This is a genomic window from Curvibacter sp. PAE-UM, from assembly GCF_001432305.1.
Classification (GTDB): domain Bacteria; phylum Pseudomonadota; class Gammaproteobacteria; order Burkholderiales; family Burkholderiaceae_C; genus Hylemonella.
Map to the genome: position 1 here is coordinate 1,046,836 of NZ_KQ483358.1, position 20,457 is coordinate 1,067,292.

The 20,457-nt window shown below is 64.6% G+C and carries 20 protein-coding genes; 14 read left to right on the plus strand and 6 right to left on the minus strand.

What is annotated here, in order from left to right; all coding sequences use genetic code 11:
• Positions 1–32: 32 nt before the first annotated feature.
• Both flhC and flhD read right to left on the minus strand, forming a co-directional pair.
• On the minus strand, positions 33–572 hold the full coding sequence (gene flhC / locus AO057_RS05105) for a flagellar transcriptional regulator FlhC (RefSeq protein ID WP_057674618.1): 540 nt from the start codon (positions 570–572) through the stop codon (positions 33–35).
• 16 nt (positions 573–588) lie between these two features.
• A complete protein-coding gene (flhD, locus tag AO057_RS05110; RefSeq protein ID WP_057674619.1) occupies positions 589–915 on the minus strand; it encodes a flagellar transcriptional regulator FlhD in 327 nt (108 codons plus the stop codon).
• A gap of 264 nt (positions 916–1,179) precedes the next feature.
• Between flhD and rfbF the strand changes: the two genes are divergently transcribed.
• Genes rfbF through AO057_RS05145 form a run of 7 tightly spaced genes read left to right on the plus strand, consistent with a single transcriptional unit; the run spans position 1,180 to position 7,439 of the window.
• The gene (gene rfbF, locus AO057_RS05115; RefSeq protein WP_057674620.1) at positions 1,180–1,950 is read left to right on the plus strand and encodes a glucose-1-phosphate cytidylyltransferase; all 771 of its coding nucleotides are present in this window, start codon (positions 1,180–1,182) and stop codon (positions 1,948–1,950) included.
• Entirely contained in the window at positions 1,950–3,026 is a 1,077-nt protein-coding gene (gene rfbG, locus AO057_RS05120) for a CDP-glucose 4,6-dehydratase (protein ID WP_057674621.1), read from the plus strand. The genes rfbF and rfbG overlap by 1 nt, the downstream gene beginning before the upstream one ends.
• The gene (locus tag AO057_RS05125) at positions 3,023–3,583 is read left to right on the plus strand and encodes a dTDP-4-dehydrorhamnose 3,5-epimerase family protein (protein WP_057674622.1); all 561 of its coding nucleotides are present in this window, start codon (positions 3,023–3,025) and stop codon (positions 3,581–3,583) included. Before rfbG ends, AO057_RS05125 begins: the two co-directional genes overlap by 4 nt.
• On the plus strand, positions 3,580–4,806 hold the full coding sequence (locus AO057_RS05130; protein ID WP_082605414.1) for a class I SAM-dependent methyltransferase: 1,227 nt from the start codon (positions 3,580–3,582) through the stop codon (positions 4,804–4,806). The genes AO057_RS05125 and AO057_RS05130 overlap by 4 nt, the downstream gene beginning before the upstream one ends.
• Positions 4,807–4,845: 39 nt before the next feature.
• Positions 4,846–5,919, plus strand: coding sequence for an FkbM family methyltransferase (locus AO057_RS05135; protein WP_057674623.1), 1,074 nt, complete (start codon positions 4,846–4,848; stop codon positions 5,917–5,919).
• A 30-nt stretch (positions 5,920–5,949) separates the two neighbouring features.
• The gene (locus tag AO057_RS05140) at positions 5,950–6,789 is read left to right on the plus strand and encodes an NAD-dependent epimerase/dehydratase family protein (RefSeq protein ID WP_082605415.1); all 840 of its coding nucleotides are present in this window, start codon (positions 5,950–5,952) and stop codon (positions 6,787–6,789) included.
• A complete protein-coding gene (locus tag AO057_RS05145) occupies positions 6,786–7,439 on the plus strand; it encodes an LbetaH domain-containing protein (protein WP_057674625.1) in 654 nt (217 codons plus the stop codon). Before AO057_RS05140 ends, AO057_RS05145 begins: the two co-directional genes overlap by 4 nt.
• Positions 7,440–7,469: 30 nt before the next feature.
• Here the strand turns inward: AO057_RS05145 and AO057_RS05150 are convergent, their stop codons facing one another.
• From AO057_RS05150 to AO057_RS17710, 3 genes are read right to left on the minus strand one after another with little or no spacing between them, the layout of a single operon-like run.
• A complete protein-coding gene (locus tag AO057_RS05150) occupies positions 7,470–9,665 on the minus strand; it encodes an O-linked N-acetylglucosamine transferase, SPINDLY family protein (RefSeq protein ID WP_057674626.1) in 2,196 nt (731 codons plus the stop codon).
• A 24-nt stretch (positions 9,666–9,689) separates the two neighbouring features.
• Complete coding sequence (locus tag AO057_RS05155; RefSeq protein WP_057674627.1) at positions 9,690–11,180, minus strand: flagellin N-terminal helical domain-containing protein; 1,491 nt, start codon at positions 11,178–11,180, stop codon at positions 9,690–9,692.
• A gap of 4 nt (positions 11,181–11,184) precedes the next feature.
• Positions 11,185–11,331 carry a hypothetical protein gene (locus tag AO057_RS17710; RefSeq protein WP_156404473.1) on the minus strand — a complete coding sequence of 49 codons (147 nt, stop codon included), beginning with the start codon at positions 11,329–11,331 and terminating at the stop codon, positions 11,185–11,187.
• A 281-nt stretch (positions 11,332–11,612) separates the two neighbouring features.
• Here AO057_RS17710 and AO057_RS05160 point away from each other — a divergent pair, with 281 nt between their 5' ends.
• The 5 genes from AO057_RS05160 (at position 11,613) to AO057_RS05180 (ending at position 17,210) form a co-directional block, all read left to right on the plus strand.
• Positions 11,613–13,100 carry a flagellin N-terminal helical domain-containing protein gene (locus AO057_RS05160; protein ID WP_057674628.1) on the plus strand — a complete coding sequence of 496 codons (1,488 nt, stop codon included), beginning with the start codon at positions 11,613–11,615 and terminating at the stop codon, positions 13,098–13,100.
• 174 nt (positions 13,101–13,274) lie between these two features.
• The gene (locus AO057_RS18450) at positions 13,275–14,765 is read left to right on the plus strand and encodes a flagellin N-terminal helical domain-containing protein (RefSeq protein WP_057674629.1); all 1,491 of its coding nucleotides are present in this window, start codon (positions 13,275–13,277) and stop codon (positions 14,763–14,765) included.
• A gap of 219 nt (positions 14,766–14,984) precedes the next feature.
• Entirely contained in the window at positions 14,985–16,391 is a 1,407-nt protein-coding gene (fliD, locus tag AO057_RS05170; RefSeq protein ID WP_057674630.1) for a flagellar filament capping protein FliD, read from the plus strand.
• Positions 16,392–16,469: 78 nt separating this feature from the next.
• A complete protein-coding gene (gene fliS, locus AO057_RS05175) occupies positions 16,470–16,904 on the plus strand; it encodes a flagellar export chaperone FliS (RefSeq protein ID WP_057674631.1) in 435 nt (144 codons plus the stop codon).
• Positions 16,905–16,907: 3 nt separating this feature from the next.
• Positions 16,908–17,210 (plus strand): flagellar protein FliT, encoded by a 303-nt coding sequence (locus AO057_RS05180; RefSeq protein ID WP_057674632.1) that lies wholly within the window; start codon positions 16,908–16,910, stop codon positions 17,208–17,210.
• A gap of 58 nt (positions 17,211–17,268) precedes the next feature.
• On the opposite strand, the gene fliE is transcribed toward AO057_RS05180, so the two are convergent.
• The gene (fliE, locus tag AO057_RS05185; RefSeq protein WP_057674633.1) at positions 17,269–17,568 is read right to left on the minus strand and encodes a flagellar hook-basal body complex protein FliE; all 300 of its coding nucleotides are present in this window, start codon (positions 17,566–17,568) and stop codon (positions 17,269–17,271) included.
• A 171-nt stretch (positions 17,569–17,739) separates the two neighbouring features.
• On the opposite strand from fliE, the gene fliF reads away from it, so the two are divergent.
• On the plus strand, positions 17,740–19,434 hold the full coding sequence (fliF, locus tag AO057_RS05190; RefSeq protein WP_057674634.1) for a flagellar basal-body MS-ring/collar protein FliF: 1,695 nt from the start codon (positions 17,740–17,742) through the stop codon (positions 19,432–19,434).
• Positions 19,435–19,438: 4 nt separating this feature from the next.
• A complete protein-coding gene (gene fliG, locus AO057_RS05195) occupies positions 19,439–20,440 on the plus strand; it encodes a flagellar motor switch protein FliG (protein WP_057674635.1) in 1,002 nt (333 codons plus the stop codon).
• Positions 20,441–20,457: the final 17 nt, after the last annotated feature.

Here is a 20,457-nt window from a genome sequence, read left to right on the forward strand (position 1 = left end):
TTTTCACGGAAATGGCTGTTTGCCCGGGCACCTCAGTGCAGCAGGATGCCACCTGCCGCGCTGCCTTTGCCGGCACGTGCCGGCGGCTCGCACAGGCCGCAGACGTAATGGCGGGAGTTTTCGTAGGGCTCGGACACAAAATGCCCGCCGCACTTGGAACACTTGGTCATGGCCAGCATGCTGTTGTCCACGAACTTGACCAGGCGCCATGCGCGTGTGACGGAGAGCAGGGGCTCCATCTCCAGGGTGACCATCTGCTCGCTGTAGAGGCGGAAGGCCTTCATGACCGCTTCGATGTCTTCCAGGCTGCTGGTCTTGCTCAGGTACTCGTAGATGTTGAGGAAGAGCGAGGCGTGGATGTTGGGTTGCCAGGTCAGGAACCAGTCGGTCGAGAAGGGCAATTGGCCCTTGGAGGGCGACTTGCCGGCCACTTCCTTGTACAGGCGCAAGAGGCGCTCGTAGGACAGGTCGGTCTCGCTTTCGAGCACCTGCAGCCGGGCGCCCAGCTTGATCAGGGCGACGGCGCGCTCGATCTGGCGCGATTCATTGAGGACGCTTTTGCCGGTGGCCATGGTGCGTGCTCCGGGTTCAGGTGGCTTCGGCGAAACGGCCGGCCATCAGGATGCTGGCGTGCAGGCGGGTGGTGGCGTCGTTGTCCACCTTGCGGGCGGCCTGGTTGGTCAGCAGGCTCCACACCACCTCGTCGTCCATGCGGAAGCGGCACAGCAGCATGCTGCTGGAAGCGATCTTGGAGATCTGTGCCGGGGAGAGGGCAGCCATCAGGTCCGCCGACTCTTCCGAGATACCCAGACGGAACTGCGCCTCGGCCTTGTCCTTGCGGATCAGGTTCTGCGCCAGCATCAGGTAGGTGAGGTTGGTTTCGCGGATCTCGGCGATCATCTGTTCGTCGGTCATTTAGGTCTCCTTTACGGCGCAATTCGAAGGTTTCGCGTTGGGGTTGATTCTGAACACCGGTCGCAAAACTTGAATCAGCCGGTGGCTGTCTGTGCTGAAAGGTAATGCGTACAGGCTTGTAGGGGGAAATCCTACAAACAGGGGGAAAAGGGAATGCCATGAAATAAGACGCGAACACCGGGCAATTCCTGTTTTCCTGCGGGGCCCGCTGCCTTATTCTTTGCGGCTATATATAGAGATACAGTCACTTCCAAGCGGCGCACCATGAAAGCAGTCATCCTGGCCGGCGGCCTGGGCACCCGGATTTCCGAGGAGACCCACCTCAAACCCAAACCGATGATCGAGATCGGGGGCAAGCCCATCCTGTGGCACATCATGAAGATCTACAGCGCCCACGGCGTCAACGACTTCGTGATCTGCTGTGGTTACCGCGGCTACGTGATCAAGGAATACTTCGCCAACTACTTCCTGCACACCTCGGACATCACCTTCGACATGGGCAGCAACCGCATGGAAATCCATCGTCGCCATGCCGAACCCTGGCGCGTGACGGTGGTCGATACCGGTGAGGAGACCATGACGGGCGGGCGCCTCAAGCGTGTGGCCGACTACGTGGCCGATGACGAGGCCTTCTGCTTCACCTATGGCGATGGTGTGGCCGACGTCAACATCGCCGAGGCGATCCGCTTTCACAAGGGGCATGGCAAGCTGGCCACTGTCACCGCCGTGCAGCCCCCGGGCCGTTACGGCGCGTTGCAGATGCAGGGCGCGCAGGTGGCCGGTTTTACCGAAAAGCCGCGCGGTGATGGCGGCCTGATCAATGGCGGTTTCTTCGTGCTTTCGCCGCGCTGCATCCCCCGCATTGCCGGCGATCCGACCAGTTGGGAGATCGAGCCCCTGGCCGGGCTGGCCAGCGACGGAGAACTCATGGCCTATGAGCACCATGGCTTCTGGCAGCCCATGGATACCTTGCGCGAGAAGACCTTGCTCGAAACCCTCTGGGCTTCGGGTCAAGCGCCGTGGAAGATCTGGTGATGACCCAGGTGCATGCCGGCCGGCCCGATGCTGCCTTCTGGCGCGGCAAGCGTGTGCTGCTGACCGGGCACACCGGCTTCAAGGGCGCCTGGCTGGCGCTGTGGCTGCAGCGCCTGGGCGCGCAGGTCACGGGCCTGGCGCTGGCGCCGGCCACCGAACCCAATCTCTTCGAGCTCGCCGGCCTGGCCGGTGACATGGACCACCGCCTGGCCGACATCCGCGATGCGGCGGTGGTGGCGCGAGTGGTGCAGGACACCCGGCCCGAGATCGTGCTGCACCTGGCCGCCCAGGCCCTGGTGCGCGAGAGCTACCGCGACCCGGTGGCCACCTATGCCACCAACGTCATGGGCACGGTGCACATGCTTGACGCCTTGCGGCAGCACGCCGGCACGCGCGTGGCCGTGCTGGTCACGACCGACAAGGTCTACCGCAACCACGAATGGCACCATCCCTACCGCGAGAGTGATGAGCTGGGCGGGCACGATCCCTACAGCGCCAGCAAGGCCGCCAGCGAAATCGCCATCAGCAGCTACCGCGACGCTTTTCTCTCCGACCAGGGCCTGGCCCTGGCCAGCGCGCGCGCTGGCAATGTGATCGGCGGCGGTGACTGGGCGGCTGACCGCCTGCTGCCCGACGCCGTGCGCGCCTGGCAGCGTGGCGATACCTTGCAGATCCGCCGGCCGCAGGCCACGCGCCCCTGGCAGCATGTGCTGGAGCCGCTGGCCGGCTACCTCTGCCTGGCCCAGGCCCTGTGGCAGGACGCAGCGCTGGCCGGTGCCTGGAACTTCGGCCCGCACGCGCATGAACGCGCCACCGTGCAGCAGGTGGTGGAGCTGGCGCGCGGCGCCTGGGGCGGCGGCGCCGTGCACTACGAAAACGAAGCCACCGGGCCGCACGAGGCGGGCTGGCTTGCGCTCGACACCTCGAAGGCGCAGGCACAGCTGGCGCTGCAGCCGCGCTGGTCCTTGGAACAGACGGTGCAGCGCAGCATGCGCTGGTACCGGGCGCACAAGGATGGCGCTGCCGCGCGTGCGCTGTGCCTGACCGACATTGAAGCCTGGGAAGCTGCCGTATGAGTAGCCTGACGGTGATCGATCTGCCTCTGGCCGGGCTCAAGCGTGTGCAACGCCAGCGGCTGGCGGATGACCGCGGTATTTTTGCGCGCCTTTTCTGCGCCGAGGAACTGGCGGCCGCCGGTTGGACTGTGCCGGTGGCCCAGGTCAACCACAGTCTCACGCGTGCGCGTGGCACGGTGCGTGGCCTGCATTACCAGCGCGCCCCGCATGCCGAGATGAAGCTGGTCAGTTGTGTGCGTGGCGAGGTGTGGGACGTGGCGGTGGATGTGCGCGCCGGCTCACCCACCTTCCTGCAGTGGCATGCTCAATTCCTGAGTGCGGCCGACGGTGCAGCGATGCTGATCCCGGCCGGCTTTGCCCACGGCTTCCAGGCCCTGAGCGACGAGGCTGAACTCGTCTATTGCCATTCCGCCGCCTACGCGCCGGCCGCCGAGGCCGGCCTGCATGCACGCGATGCCCGGCTGGCGATCAACTGGCCCTTGCCGCTGCTGGGCCTGTCGCCGCGCGATGCCGGGTTTGCCTGGTTGACACCGGGATTCGAGGGGGTGAGCTTGTGAAGTGCCGCCATTGCGGAAATGAATTGCGCCTGCCTTTCCTGGACCTGGGCAGCGCGCCGCCGTCCAACGCCTATCTGAAGTCGCAGGACCTACAGGCGCCCGAGACCTGGTACCCGCTGCGCCTGCTGGTCTGCGAGACCTGCTGGCTGGTGCAGACCGAGGACCATGCCGGCCGAGAACAACTCTTCAGTGACGACTACGCCTACTTCAGCTCCTACTCCACGTCCTGGCTGGCGCACGCGCAGGCCTATGTGCAGGCCATGCGCACGCGTTACGGCCTGGGGGCTGGCAGCTGCGTGGTGGAAGTGGCGGCCAACGACGGTTACCTGCTGCAGTACGTGCAGCAGGCCGGGGTGCCCTGCTACGGTATCGAGCCCACGGCCAGCACGGCCGCGGCGGCGCGTGCCAAGGGCATCGAGATCGTCGAGCGTTTTTTCGGCGTGGCGCTGGCGCGCGAGTTGGCCGCGCAGGGTCGGCAGGCCGACCTGATGGCGGCCAACAATGTGCTGGCCCATGTGCCCGACATCAACGACTTCGTGGCCGGCTTTGCGCTGCTGCTCAAACCCCAGGGCGTGGCGACCTTCGAGTTCCCGCACCTGCTGCGCATGGTGCAGGCGTGCCAGTTCGACACGGCCTACCACGAGCACTACTCCTACCTGTCGCTCACGGCGGTGCAGCGCATCTTCGCGGCCAACGGCCTGCAGGTCTTCGACGTGGAGGAACTGCCCACACACGGCGGCAGCCTGCGCGTGTTTGCGCAGCGCAGCGATGGCGGGCGCCAGCCCGTGGGGGCGGCCGTCTCAGACTTGCTGGCGCGCGAGCAGGCCGCCGGTTTGACGGCACCGGGCTTCTACGCTGGTTTCCAGCGCGAGGCCGAGCGCGTCAAGCACGGGCTGCTGCAATTCCTGCTGCAGGCGAAACGCGAAGGACTCAAGGTGGGCGCCTATGGCGCAGCCGCCAAGGGCAACACCCTGCTCAACTTTGCCGGGGTGCGGCCGGACCTGCTGCCCTATGTGGTGGACCTGAACCCGGCCAAGCAGGGCAAGTACATGCCCGGCAGCCGCATTCCCATCGTGAACGAGGCGCATCTGCGCCAGGACCGGCCGGACCGGGTGCTGATCCTGCCGTGGAACCTGCGCGACGAGCTGATGGTGCAGTTGGCCTATGTGCGCGCATGGGGCGGGCAGCTGGTGGTGGCGGTACCGGAAATCCGGTCGGCATGAGGGCGGCAGGCCCGGTAACAATTCCCTAAGGAACTCGATATGGCAAACGACCCACGCGACCTCGATGGTTCCCGGCTGCAGCGGGCCCTGCTGCAACTGGGGCGTGACACGGCCCTGCGGGCCGAGCTGATGGACTGGCTCAAGCGTGCCGAGCAGCAGCTGCCTCACACCGGTTCGGTGCGCGACGACATCACCGGCCCCATCATCGATGCGCTGCACAGCGAGCAGGATGTCTACGAAAAACAACTGGCCGACGGCACGCGTTTCCGCTTCCTCTTTCGTACCAAGATCGCGCGCGATTTCATCCTGGCCGAGCAGGAACGCCCCAGCCATGTCTGGGAGCCGCAGACCACGCGCCTGCTGAAGCATCTGACGGCGCAGGGCCGTGGCGATGTGCTGATCGGCGGCGCCTACTTCGGCGACCATGCCGTGGTGCTGGGCGTGCAGCTCAAGGGCAGCGGCCGGCTGGTGCACTGCTTCGAGCCCAATACCGACCAGGCGGCCATGCTGGCGGCCAACGCGCAGCTCAACGCGCTGGACAACCTGCGCATCAACAAGCAGGGGCTCTGGCATGAGAGCAGCCAGCGCCTGCGCCTGGACGGCTTTGACTCCTTTGCCAATGCCGTGCCGGCGACTGGCGATGATGGCTTCGAAACCATCACCATCGACGACTACTGCCAGGCCCAGGGGCGCCCTCTCAGCGTGTTGATGCTCGACATCGAGGGCGCCGAGCTGCGCGCCCTGCAAGGCGCGGCGCGCGTGCTGGCCCGTGACAAGCCGGCCGTCGTGTTCGAGGTGCACCGCGATTACGTGGACTGGAGCGTCGGCCTGACGAAAACACCCATCTGCAGCCTGCTGAGCGCCGCCGGTTACCAGCTCTACGCCGTGCGCGACTTCAACACGCACCAGGAAATGGGCACACGCTGCATCGAGCTGGTGCCGGCCGACAGTGTCTACCTGGAAGGCCCGCCGCATGGTTTCAACATGCTGGCGGTGGCCGACCCGGCGCTCGTCGCCGGCCCCTTGTTTCGCCAGGTGAAGAACGTCAGCCCGAAGCTGTTGCGCCACAAGTCGCCGGCGCTGCACCATCCGCTCGACGGCTTGCCGGACTGAGGCTGGCGGCGCCGGTATCTAATCCGTCCCATGAGCAGACAGATCGCGACCATCATCGGAGGCCACGGTTTCGTCGGCTCGGCGCTGGCACGGCATCTGTCGGCCGCGGGGTGGGACTGCCGGCTTCCCGGGCGTGATACGGCGTGGCCCATGAAGGATCAGCCGCTGGGCCATGTCTTTTATTGCGCCGGCCTGACCGGCGACTACCTGCAGCGTGCGCCCGACACCGTGGAGGCGCACGTCAGCCTGTTGGTGCGTGTGCTGCAGTCCAGCACCTGGGATTCGCTGGTCTACCTGTCGTCTACGCGGCTCTATGACGGCTTGAGCGCTGGCGTTCGGGCTGAAGAAACCACCTTGCTCCCGGTGGCCCCGCAGGTACCACGTCATCTGTTCGATCTCACCAAACTCACCGGCGAATCGCTCTGCCACGTGCTGGGCCAGGGGCGTGCGCGTGTGGCCCGCCTGGCCAGCGTGTATGACAGCCTGCATGACGCCAATGGTTTCCTGCCTGCCCTGCTGAGGCAGGTGGCGCAGGCCCCGCGGGGTGCCACCGTCACGGTTGACTCATCGCCCCAGGTGGCACGCGACTACATCCACCTGCCCGACGTGTTGCGCGCGCTGGTGGACATTGCGCAGCGCGGCACACAATCGGTCTACAACGTGGCGACCGGCGAGAACGTGTGCAACGATGAGCTGGCGCAGCTGGTCGGCCGGCTGGCCGGCCGTGCCCTGGCGTTCAGGTCGGACCAGGTGCCGGCCGCACCGGCAGTGGTCGACATCAGCCGCCTGCAGCACGAATTCGGCTGGCGACCGGCTCGGGTGGAAACCGTGATCGGCCCCTGGCTGCGAGACATGGCACAAGCATCATGAAAATCATCCACCTCGAGTGTTCGCGGCTGGCCGCCTATGTGCGTACCCAGATCACGCAGTTTTTCCCGACCGGTGAAGACCCCGAACTGGGCCTGATCGATGCGCACCTGGACGAGGCCCTGGGCCGGCTGGAGCGTTGCATCGCCCAGGTGCGCATGTGGACGCCCGGCCAGTTCGACGTGCTGCATTCCTCGCAGTACTGCATCTTCCTGTACTACCTGTCCAACACGATCTGGCGGCGTGAGCAGGCGCGCTCGGTGTGCTCCAAGCTGTTCCTGCTGAACAAGATGCTCAATGCGATCGATTGCTTCTACGAAATCGACCTGCCCGAGGTTTTTTTCATCGGCCATTCGGTGGGCATCGTGCTGGCCAAGGCGACCTATGGCAACCATCTGGTGCTGTACCAGAACTCCACCGTCGGCAAGAACCATGGCGAGGCGCCAGTGCTGGAAGACGGTGTGATTCTTTACCCCAATACGGCCATCATCGGGCGCTGCCACGTGCGCAGCCGCTCCGTCATCGCGCAGGGCGTCAGCGTGATCAGCCGCGACACCGAAGCCGGCCGCATCGCCTACCAGGGGTCGGGCGGTGGTCTGGTCTTCAAGGCGCCTGGGCACGACATCCTGAGCGACTTCTTCCGCGACGCCTGAGGCAGGGCGTTGACCTTTCGGAGCGTTGACTCAGCCCCGGGCGATCAAGGCTTCCTGCGCATAGCGCAGATAGGTCACGGCAAAGTCGGTATGACCGTGCGCATGTTCGACCTCGGCCAGGCAGGCCAGTGCCACCGGATCATGCGGTACGGCGCACAGCAGCTGCTCGGCGGCTTCCGTCACGTCCCGCCAGCAGCGGTGGCTGATCTGGCCTTCGGTGGACGAGACTGAGGGGCGCATCGTGCGCGCCTTGTCCAGCAATTCCTGCAGATGCTGGTGGGCCTGCGGCAGATCCACGCGCCGGCCCGGGGCCAGGCCGACACCGGGGATGGGCCTGTTGGACCAGTCGACGGGCAGGTCGGGCAGCCAGCTTTCGATCAGACGGCTTTGTGCCTCGGCGTCCTGTGGATGTTGGCCCTCGGCCAACCACTGCAGCCACATGAGGCGCAGGCCTTCGCCGAAGTGATGGCAGAACAGGTCTTCACGCATCAGCACCGATTGCTCGACTTCCTTGCGCAAGCCGAGACGCAGTGTGTTGAGTTGCTGGACGTTGCCTGCCAGCGCGCTGGCTATGCCCAGGTATTCCTCGGCATCATGTGCCAGCCACTCGGAACGTCCCAGGTGGGTCAGGATGCCGGTGCCCATGCGGCTCTTGAAGCTGCTGCCGTTCATCGACACCAGGGGTACACCCATCCAGAGCACGTCAAAGGAGGTCGTGCCACCCGTGAGTGGAAACGGGTCGAGGGCGATGTCGATGCGGTGATAGGTCAGGTACTGGTTGGCGCCATCCAGCGGGACCAGTTCGAGCCGGCTGACATCGATCCCCAGCCTGGCGCAGCGCTGGCGATAGGCGGTGGCGAAAGCGGCCTCGCCCAGGTTCTTGCCCTCGATCAGCAGACGTGATCCGGGCACGGTGTTGAGCAGGCGCCCCCAGAGCGAGAGCACTGCGTCGGTGAGTTTGCCCAGGTTGTTGCAGGAGCCGAAAGTCACGTGGCCGTTTTGCAGCGCGGGTGTCGGGCGTACCTGGTAGGCTGGCTGGTATCGCCAGAGGGGTTCCCGGCACATGGGACGGTAACAACAGAATAAGGTGGGCAGCCTGTACAGCCGCTCGCTGTAAAGATCGTCGGCACCGGGCGGGTCGGTGACCTCGTCGGTGAACTTGTAGTCGATGGCGCTCAGGCCCGTGGTCGCCGGGTAGCCGAGCCAGGAGACCTGCACCGGCGCAGCCTTGCGGGCCATGGCCAGCAGGCCGTTGTGCCCGGTGTGTCCGGCCAGATCAATCAGGATGTCGATGCCTTGCGCGCGTATGGCTTCGGCCTGTTCGTCGGGCGTCAGGCCGGACAGGCGTACGAAATGATCGGCATGATTCTGGAACCGTTGGGTCAGTGCATCATCCTTGGGGTAGAGATACAAGGCCCATACTTCGAACTGCCGGCGATCGAGTTGTGCCAACAGACTTTCGACGAAATACATCACGGCGTGAAGGCGAAAGTCGGGCGACAGAAAGCCGATCTTCAGCCGTCGCCACGGCCCTGTGCGTTGTGGCGCGAAATCCGGCCAGTGGGGCTTGAGCGCGGGCTCCACAACGGCAGCGAATTCACGGGCCGCTGCAGCCAGTTGCTGCGCATCGATGGCCGGATCAGCCAGCATGAAAAGCAGGCGGTTGGTGTGGTTGGGCAAATACTGCGGGTTCAGCCGGATGGCGGCTTCGCAATCCTGTACGGCTTCACGGATTTCCCCCAGTTCCCGCCGGTGGATGGCTTTTTGCGTCAGCGCAGCCACCTGCTGGTCGAGGTTCTGGGCCAGTGCAGCGGCCTTTTGCGCGGCGGCAAAACCCAGCTCGTTCTGTCGAGTCTCGTAGCAGCAATACGCCAGATTGAGCCAGCTGATGGCGTGCTCGGGCTTGAGCACGCACACCTTGTCCAGCAGCTGGCTGGCCTCGGCATGCATGCCATGCTCCAGCAGCACATTGCTGTAGTTGATGAGCAGTTCCGCGTCGTCCGGCCACAGGGCGGCCGCCTGCTTGTAGGCGGCCAGCGCCGCGTCGGTGTCGCGTTGCCTGTTGAGCGCGAAGCCCAGCAGTCGGTGCGCCCGCAGGTGCCGCCCGTTCTTGCGCAGGGCCTGGCGGCACAGGCGCACCAGCAGCGGCCAGTCTGCCGCCTGCAGGGCGGCATGCAGCTTCGCGTCGTGCGGATCTGCGGCGGTGGGGGGGCGCGCAGTTCGCACGTGTGTCGGTGCCCGTCAGGCGTCTTACTGACGCAGCAGGGCCAGCACGCCCTGCGGGATCTGGTTGGCCTGGGCCACCATGGCGGTACCGGCCTGTTGCAGGATCTGGGCGCGCGACAGGGCGGCGGTTTCGGCGGCGAAGTCAGCGTCCATGATGCGGCTGCGTGATGCGGTCAGGTTCTCGGCGGTGATCTGCAGGGCCGAAATGGCGGTCTCGAAGCGGGCTTGCAGGGCGCCCAGCTTGGCGCGTTCGCCGCTGATGAAGGACAGGGCCGAGTCCACCGTCTTGAGTGAATCGTTGGCCCGGATGGCGGTGGTCACGTCCAGGTTGGCCACTTTCTTCAGCGTCGAGTTGCTGTCGATGATAAGCGAGGCGGCGCTGCCCGTGGTGGCATCCACGGCGAAGGACTTGTCCGAATCCATCGTCACGTAGCCGCTGATGAGGGCGTTGTCAGCCGTGCTGTCGGCCGCCAGGGTGACGTTGCCGGCCACGGCCACCAGGGCCCCGGTGGTGTCCGAAGCATATTTGGTGACGGTCACGGCACCGGCATTGACGGTGGTCGAGTCAGCCACACGGATGTCGTTGCCGGTGGCGTTGGTCAGGACGATGCCGGTACCGGCCACGTTCAGGCTGGCAATGACGCCGGTCTTGGACGATTTCTCGTTGATGGCCGACACGGCGTTGGACAGGCCATCGGCGCCGGTGGTGGCCGAGATCGCGAAAGAGATGGACTCGTCGGCCGAGTTGTCCGAACGCAGCACCAGCGAGTAGGCGCCGGCGGCACCGAAAGTCAGCTGCACGTCGGTGCGGGCCGAGGCGGAGACCCCGGTGTTCGGCGTTTGCAGGTTGATGGTGTCGGCGGCCAGCTTGGCCGTGCCGTTGGCTGCCAGGTTGACGGTGGCGCTGCCCAGTGCGCCGTTGATGGCCACAGTGTCGGCCACGCTGGCGTTGGCACCCCAGGTGGCGCCTGCTGCGGACGGGCCGCTGGCGATGACCTGGTTGTTGCCGTACTGGCTGGTGCGCAGGTTGGCGGTGGAGGCCACGATGACCTGGCCGGAATTGGCGCCGACCTGGAACTGGGCGGTACCGAAGGTGCCGTCCAGGATCTTCTGGCCGTTGAATTCGGTGGTCTGGGCAATACGGTCGAGTTCGGCGACCAGCTGACCCACTTCCTGGTTCAGGGCCTGGCGGTCCGAAGCGCTGTTGGTGGCGTTGGCCGACTGCACGGCCAGTTCACGCACGCGCTGCAGGATGTTGCTGGCCGAACCCAGGGCGCCTTCAGCCACCTGGGCCAGGGAGATGCCGTCGTTCGCATTACGCGCCGCCTGGTTCAGGCCGCGGATCTGGCTGGTGAAGCGCTCGGAAATCGCCAGGCCGGCGGCGTCGTCCTTGGCGCTGTTGATGCGCAGGCCCGAAGACAGGCGCTGGATGGAAGTGGCCAGGGACGCCTGGCTACTACCTTGGTTGCGCTGCGCGGTGAGCGAGCTGATATTGGTGTTGATAACGGCAGCCATTGAATCACTCCTTCAGTTCAGGGTTGTGGCCCTTTCGTGGCCGGTTCGCGCCATGAAAGATGGGACATGGCAAAACGATGGATTGATTGTGGGCGGCGCGTTTCGGGCCGGTGCCGCGAAAAAAAGGGGGAAAACCGGCCAGCTTTTGCATTTAGCCCTCAAGTTCAGCCGGGAAGCGCCGAAAACTCAGGTGTACCCGGCCTGTGCCGGAGCTTGTGCCGTGGCCCAAGGGTGCAAATGGACTGGGAAAGTGGCGTAATTCGGTGAATCAGGCCTCAAGTTTTGTTCTAGCCGCGCCGAAAACAGATTCAACGGTCCTCCCCGGGTCCGCCATTCACCGCGACAGCAATGTTGCACTGGTGAATCAAGTCGCCAGAATCGTCTGGCGTCCTGGTTGGCGGTAACGCCATCTGTTTGTCAAGGAGATTTGCAATGGCATCGATCATCAACACCAATATCAGCTCGCTGACCGCCCAGCGTAACCAGGGCACCAGTCAGGCTTCGCTGAGCACCGCAATCCAGCGCCTGTCCTCGGGCTTGCGCATCAACAGCGCCCGTGACGACGCCGCCGGTCTGGCGATTTCCGAGCGCTTCACCAGCCAGATCCGCGGCCTGAACCAGGCTGTGCGTAACGCCAACGACGGCGTGTCGCTGGCGCAGACGGCTGAAGGCTCGCTCAAGGCCTCCAGCGACATCCTGCAGCGCGTACGTGAACTGGCCGTGCAGTCGGCCAACGCCACCAACAGCGCTTCGGACCGCCAGGCCCTGAACCAGGAAGTGAGCCAGCTGGTCGCCGAGCTGGACCGCATCTCGCAAACCACGGAATTCAACGGCCAGAAGCTGCTGGACGGCAGCTTCGGTACCGCCCAGTTCCAGGTGGGTGCCAACGCCGGCCAGGTCATCGTGGCCTCCACCGCCAACCTGCGCACCAGCCAGTACGGCAACAACCAGGTCATCGCCAGCGGCCCGTCCGCAGCAGGCGCCACCTGGGGTGCCAACGCCAGCGTGGCCGACACTGTGGCCATCAACGGCGCACTGGGCAGCGCCACCGTCAACCTGGTTGCCAACGGCACGGCCAAGGCGGCCGCGGACTCGATCAACCTGAAGACGGCCGACACCGGCGTGACCGCTTCGGCTTCCACCAGCACGCAACTGACCTTCGGCACCGCTGGCGCCTATTCCCTGAATCTGCGTTCGGACAACTCCACGGATGAGGTGGTCTCCTTCGCGATCTCGGCCATCACCGGCGCCGATGGCCTGTCCAGCGCCGTGTCGGCCATCAACGAGAAATCGTCCAAGACGGGCGTCATTGCCAGCCTGAACACGGCCGGTACCGGCATCATCCTGACCAACTCGACTGGCAACGACATCCGTGTGGCTGATACGACCACGGCCAACGCCGGTGCCGTGACCGTCACCAAGTACGTGGCTGACACCACCGGCGCCCTGGTGGCCGTGGCCGGCAACATCACCCTGGCAGCTGATACCACGGCGGACAACGCTCTCATCAGCGGCTACGTGACGATGGACTCGGACAAGTCCTTCGCCGTGAACGCCACGACCGGCAGCGCCGCCTCGCTCATCATCGATGGCAACTCGACGCTGAAGAAGGTTTCCAACCTGGACGTGACCACGGTGGTCAAGGCTTCCGATGCGCTCAAGACCGTGGACTCGGCCCTGTCCTTCCTGAGCGGCGAGCGCGCCAAGCTGGGCGCCCTGCAGTCGCGCTTCGACACCACCATCGCCAACCTGCAGGTGACGTCGGAGAACTTGACCGCTTCGCGTAGCCGGATTCTGGATGCTGACTTCGCTGCGGAAACCGCCGCCCTGTCGCGCGCCCAGATCCTGCAGCAGGCTGCAACCGCGATGGTGGCCCAGGCCAACCAGCTGCCCCAGGGCGTGCTGGCCCTGCTGCGCTAAACCCAGCAGAGCCCCCCATGAAGCTGGCGCCGGTAACGGCGCCAGCTTTTTTTATGGCCGTGATATTGGATCTGATGAATACATCACGCTGCGGTTCGCGAAAGGTGGCAAAGCGCTCAAGTCTTTCCGGGTTTTTGTCGAAGAGCAGAGAGCACAAGAACAGAAATTGCACTCGTGGCATCCATCATCAACACCAATATCAGCTCGCTGACCGCACAGCGCAACCAGGGCATGAGCCAGGCTGCACTGAGCACCGCCATCCAACGTCTGTCCTCGGGTCTGCGCATCAACAGCGCCCGTGACGACGCCGCCGGTCTGGCGATTTCCGAGCGCTTCACCAGCCAGATCCGCGGCCTGAACCAGGCTGTGCGTAACGCCAACGACGGCGTGTCGCTGGCGCAGACGGCTGAAGGCTCGCTCAAGGCCTCCAGCGACATCCTGCAGCGTGTACGTGAACTGGCCGTGCAGTCGGCCAACGCCACCAACAGCGCGTCTGACCGTCAGGCCCTGAACCAGGAAGTGAGCCAGCTCGTCGCCGAACTGGACCGCATTGCCCAGACCACTGAATTCAACGGCCAGAAGCTGCTGGACGGCAGCTTCGGTACCGCCCAGTTCCAGGTGGGTGCCAACGCGGGTCAGACCATCACCGCGACCACGGCCAACCTGCGTACCAGCCAGTACGGCAACAATCGCGTGACGACAACCGGGCCCGGCATACAGTCTGCCGCGGCCATGCCGTTCACATTCAATGGAACGCTGACTGGGGACACCGTTGCAATCAACGGCGGCCTGGGCAGTGCCAATATCACGTACGCAGTGAATGCTTCAGCGAAGGATATTGCAGAATCCATCAACTTGGTCACTGCGCAGACCGGTGTGCGGGCCACCGCAAAAACAGAAGTCCAGGTCACTTTCGATACGGTGGGGGCTTACACGCTGGAGTTGCGTTCGGATTCGACGTCCGTGGAGACGGTGAGCTTCAGCATCTCCGCGATCCAGGGGGCGAATGGGCTGTCTTCGGCCATCGCGGCCATCAATGAGCGCTCCAGCAAGACCGGGATCACGGCGACCCTGAATGGCGCCGGTACCGGCATCATGCTGAGCAATACGACCGGCAACAACATCATGATCGGCGAGGCCGTTACCAATGCCGGCAACGTGACGATGCAGAAATATGCACGCGACAGCAGCCAGGCCTTGGTTGCGGTTGGCGCGCCCGTGACCATGCTCACGCCCAATGCCGCCAACTTCAACTACGTATCGAGCGGCTACCTGGTCCTGGACTCTGACAAGTCTTTCGCCGTGGATGCCAACGGCGGGACAGCCATGGTGGATACGAACTCGACCTTGCGCAAGGTCTCGGAGCTGGACGTGTCTACCGTATTGAAGGCGTCGGATGCATTGCAGACCGTGGACTCGGCCCTGTCCTTCCTCAGCGGCGAGCGCGCCAAGCTGGGCGCCCTGCAGTCGCGTTTCGACACCACCATTGCCAACCTGCAGGTGACGTCGGAGAACCTGACCGCTTCGCGCAGCCGGATTCTGGATGCTGACTTCGCTGCGGAAACCGCCGCCCTGTCGCGCGCCCAGATCCTGCAGCAGGCTGCGACCGCGATGGTGGCCCAGGCCAACCAGCTGCCCCAGGGCGTGCTGGCCCTGCTGCGCTAAACGCTCAGTCTCTAGCCTCAGCCCGGCGTGGTTTCCACGCCGGGCTTTTTTTATTCGGCCGCCGTTTGTCGCGCGGGCTCAAGTTACATGGGAATCCGCCGATAACCGAGAGAGGTGGAAATATGGTCTTTTCTCGCCCCAAATCAAAGTGACAGATCCGGGGGCGGGGCAGATAATTCTGCAAGCAATGCTGGCACCCATGCCGGCCAGGAGTTCGTTATGGCCACGATGTCATCGCCGGGGATCGGCAGCAATCTGGATGTCAAGAGCATCGTCTCGCAGCTCGTCGCGCTGGAGCGGCAGCCGCTGGAAAAGCTCAAGATCAAGGCGTCCGAGGTGCAGACCAAAATCTCGGTCTTCGGCCAGATCAAGTCCCTGGTGTCTTCGCTGTCCGATGCGGTGAGCAAACTCAGCAGCGTGACGGGCTGGAACGGGGTGTCGGCCTCTTCTTCGGATGCCTCCGCGGTCACGGTCAGTGCCATTGGCGGCACCCAATCGACCTCTTTCAATGTCGAGGTGCTGGGCCTGGCCAAGGCGCAGTCCAGCTACACCATGCCCTTGTTGCCCGTGGGCGGGGCCATCGGCGAGGGCACCCTGCGCCTGGAGATCGGCCAATATGCCGGCGCCGTCTTCACCCCCGGCAGCGGCACGCCGGTGGACCTGACCATCAGCGCCACCGACACGGTGGCCGACATCGCCAGCAAGATCAACGGCGCCAATGCAGGTGTCACCGCCACGGTGCTGAGCGACGCCTCGGGGGACCGCCTGCTGCTCAGCGGCAAGAACACAGGCCTGGCGGCCGGCTTCAAGCTCAGTGTGACCAGCGACACGGACGGTGACCCGGCCGACGCGCTGGGCCTGTCGCGCCTGATCAACGGCAGCGTCACCAACCAGGCGGCGACCAATGCCACGGCCACCATCAACGGCATTGGCGTCAGCTCGGCGACCAATGTCTTTGCCAGCTCGGTGTCGGGCGTGACTTTCACGGCCGTCAAGGAAACGACGGCGCCGGTGACCCTCACCATCGCCAAGGACATCTCGGCGGTCAAGAAGAACATCGAGGATTTCGTCAAGGCTTACAACGAAATCAACGGGGTGCTCAACGAAGCGACCAAATACGACCAGGCCACCAAGACCGGCGGCCTGCTGCAGGGCGATGCCACCACCCTTTCTCTGCAGAACGCCTTGCGCGCAGCCGTGCAGTCCATGAGCACGGGCTCCAGCATGTTCAACCGCCTGAGCGACATCGGCGTCAGCGCCTTGCGCGGTGGCAATCTGGAGCTGGACAGCACCAAGCTGGGCAAGGCCCTGGACAACATGGACGAAGTCAAGGCCCTGTTCAGCAGCACCACCCCCGGCAACGCCGAGGGCATTGCCGTGCGCCTGAAGGGATTGACCAAGACCCTGCTGGCCAGCGATGGCTACTTCAAGAGCAAGGACGACAACCTCAAGCGCGCCCTGGACAACAATGCCAAGGACCAGGTGCGGGTGAACGAGAAGGCCAGCCGTGTGGAGGCCGCCCTGAACCGGCGCTACAGCGCGCTGGATGTGCAGCTGAGCAGCCTGAACTCGCTCAATACCTACCTGACGCAGCAAATTACGCAGTGGAACAAGACCACTTCCTGAGATCGATCGCCTTCATTTCCCGGATGGATCAGCCGATAAATAGACAGTACCCCAAGCTGCACCAGAGGACACCAACGCATGTTTCGCACCGCAAGCCCCCGCTCGGCCGATGCCTACCGACGTATCAACGTCGAGACCAGCATGCACACCATCGACCAGCACCAGATTGTCAACCTGCTGTTTGACGGCATGCTGCAGTCGCTGGCCACCGCGCGTGGCGCGCTCGCCCGCGGCGACGTGCTGGCCAAGTGCGAGGCCATCGCGCGGGCCCTGCGCATCCTGGAAGAAGGCCTGAGCACCGGGCTGGACCGCGTCGATGGCGGCGAGCTGGCCGAGAACCTGGCCGCCCTGTACGACTACTGCACACGCCGCCTGATCCTGGCCAATGCCCAGAACGACGACGCCATCCTGCAGGAGATCCAGCGCCTGATCGAAACCATCGCCCAGGGCTGGAAGGGCATGAAACAAGGGGCAGCGGTCGAGCCGGCCGCGCCCGTGAGCACGGGAGCCTGAGCCATGCCGCAGATGCTGATCGACTATTACAAGGCCATCGAGGACAGTAGCACCCGCATGCTGGAGGCCGCCCGGGTCAAGGACCTGGAATCCGTGATGCGCTACGAAGGCGTATGCGCCGTGCTGATCGAGCAGCTGCGCTACCGCTCACGCGAGGAAGAGCTGCGGCCCGAGGAGCGCAGCGAGAAGGCGCGCATCATGCAGCGCATCCTGCGCAACGACGCCGAGATCCGTCACCTGACCGAACCCTGGCTCACCCATCTGGAGGAGATCATGGACGGTGGTGGCAAGCGCGTGCTGCACTGAGGCGGTCGTTGCGCGTTGAGGGGTGAGCGTGAATCCGCTCAACGCCGGACTTACAAGCTCAAACTTGCATGTTCATGATGTCCGTATAAGCCTGCACCATCCGATTTCGTACGTGCAGCGTGGCCTGGAAGCCGATCTGGGCTTTCTGGATGGCCACCATGGTCTCTTCCAGGCTGACCTTGGGGTTTTCCATCTGGACCTGCTTCTGCAGCGTGCCGGCAAAGTTCTGGGCCTCGCTGACCGACTGCAGGGCTGCCTTGAATTCGCCGGGGAAACCATTGGCGGCCACGCCCGCCTTGGCGGCTGTGCCCGGCCGTACCGTGACCGGCATCGTGGTGGGTGTGAGTCGCATATCCATAAGTCAGCCCCGTGGGTAGATGTTGGAACTGATGCTAGCGGCCACTCTGCGGATCTTTAGTTTGAAAAGGCAGGGAAACCCCGGTCTTTTCCTCCTATAGTTTTGGGGCGCAGCCAGAATAATCCGATGCACAGGCGCCGAGAACCGCGCCAGGATGTACCGGAACACACCATGGCTGAAGCTGCTGCAATTCACTTGAACCCGACCTTGGGCCAGCGTTTTTCCACGCTCAACCAGGGGCAGATCATGCGTCTGGCCGTGGGCGTGGCCCTGTTTGTGGTGATTGCCATCGTCGGCCTCATGATGGGTCGACAGGCCGAGTGGCGTGTGCTTTATGCCAATCTTTCCGACAAGGACGGCGGCGCCATCATTGCCCAGCTGTCGCAGATGAACGTGCCCTACAAGCACGCCGAAGGCGGCCACGCCATCCTGGTGCCGGCCGACAAGGTGCACGACACCCGGCTGCGCCTGGCCTCCCAGGGGCTGCCCAAGGGTTCGGTGGCCGGTTTCGAGCTGATGGAGGCGAACCGCTTCGGCGTCACCCAGTTCCAGGAGCGCGTCAGCTTCCAGCGCGGTCTCGAAGGCGAGCTCACGCGCTCCATCCAGGCCTTGTCCTCGGTGCAAAGTGCCCGCGTGCACCTGGCCATGCCCAATCAGAACGGTTTCTTCCGCGAGCAGCAGAAGCCTTCGGCTTCCGTGTTGCTCAGTCTCAGCCCCGGTCGCCCGCTGGACCGCAGCCAGATCGCCGGCATCGTGCACCTGGTCGCTTCCAGCGTGCCCGAGATGAAACCCGAGGCGGTCAGCGTGCTGGACGACACCGGCAAGCTCTTGTCGCAGCCGACCAATGGCCCCGATGGTGCGGCCGGTGGTGTGGACGCGCAGCAGCTGCAGTACGTGCAACAGCTCGAGGCGCTCTACCGCCAGCGCATTCTGGACATCCTGGAGCCCGTGGTGGGCCGCCAGAACGTCAAGGCCCAGGTGACGGCCGAGGTCGATTTTTCGCAGATCGAGCAGACCTCGGAGACGCACAAGCCCAACCAGACGCCCGATTCCGGCAGCATCCGCAGCCAGCAGCTGCTGGAGAGCAGCAACCCCGGCCCGGCCGGCCCGGCCGGTGTGCCCGGCGCCACCAGCAACCAGCCGCCCGCGCCGTCCACGGCACCCATCAACGGCCCGGCGCAGGCACTCGCACCTGGCGCGCCGGGCGCTGCGGCTGCCGCAACGCCGCCCAGCACACGACGCGAATCGATCATCAACTACGAAGTCGACAAGACCGTCAAGGTGGTGCGTGCCGGCAGCGGCGTGATCAAGCGTCTGAGTGCCGCGGTGGTGGTCAACCACAAGAGCGAGACCGATGCCAAGGGCAAGACGACCACGGTGGCGCTGACCGAGCAGCAGCTGGAGAAGATGACGGCGCTGGTGCGTGAGACAATCGGTTTCAGCCAGGATCGAGGTGACTCCGTGAACCTCTTGAATGCCCCCTTCGCCCAGGAAAAAATCACCTTGTCCGAGGTGCCCCTGTGGAAGCAGCCTGAAATGCAGGAGTTGGCGCGCAGCTTTGCGTGGCCGCTGGGCACGCTGTTGCTGGCCGTGCTGGTGCTGTTCGGCGTCATCCGCCCGGCCCTCAAATCCCTCAGCACCCCGACCCAGCGCCGTCCGCAACTCGACGCCATGCTGTCCGAGGAGCCGGATCGCCCGCAGCTCGCCGGCCCCTCGGCGGCTGAAGCGCCGGCCGGACCGACGCCTGGCGAGAAGGCGCTGGAGGATGCACGCAAGCTCACACGCGACAACCCGGCGGCCGTGGCCGGCATCGTCAAGGGCTGGGTCAACGGCGAAGGTCAGGGCAATGCCCTGACGATGGGATAAGACCATGGCAACGCAGGAAGACGGACTCCAGGACGCCGCGGTCCTCCTCATGTCCCTGGGGGAGGAGGAGGCGGCCGAGGTCTTCAAGCATCTGTCACCCAAGGAGGTGCAGAAGCTGGGCGAGGCCATCGCCAAGACCAAGTCCATCACGCGCGAACGCGTCGACGACGTGGTGACCAAGTTCACCAACATTGCCGCGGCGCAAAGCCTGCTGGTGTCCGACTCGGGCGACTATGTGCGCTCCGTGCTCAAGCGTGCCCTGGGCGACGACAAGGCAGCCCTGCTGATCGATCGCATCCTGCAGGGCGGCGACGTTTCGGGCATCGAGAGCCTGAAGTGGATGGACCCGATGTCGGTGGCCGAGCTGCTGCGCAACGAACACCCGCAGATCGTGGCGGCCATCCTGGTGCACCTGGACTACGACCAGTCGGCCGACATCCTCAAATACCTGACCGAGCGCCAGCGCAACGAGGTGATGCTGCGCATTGCCACCATGGAAGGCATCCAGCCTACTGCGCTGAAGGACCTCAACGAAGTGCTGTTCAAGGTGCTGGCCGGCGGCGACAAGATCCGCAAGGCCTCGCTGGGCGGTGTGAAGACCGCGGCCGAGATGATCAACCTGATGGGTACGGTGATCGAGGGCACGGTGCTCGAATCGATCCGCGGCCACGATCCCGAACTGGCGCAGAAGATCATGGACAAGATGTTCGTGTTCGACGACGTCATGAAGCTCGACGACAAGGCCATCCAGATGCTCCTCAAGGAAGTGGCGTCCGAATCGCTCATCGTGGCGCTCAAGGGCGCCCAGCCCGAGCTCAAGGAGAAGTTCCTCTCCAACATGTCCTCGCGTGCGGCCGAAACGCTGCGCGAGGACCTGGAATCGCGCGGCCCGATGCGCCTGTCCGAAGTCGAGACGCAGCAGAAGGAAATCCTCAAGATCGTGCGCCGGCTGGCCGACGAGGGTCAGATCGTCATCGGCGGCGGCGCCGACGACGCCATGGTCTGAGACATCCACACCAGGAC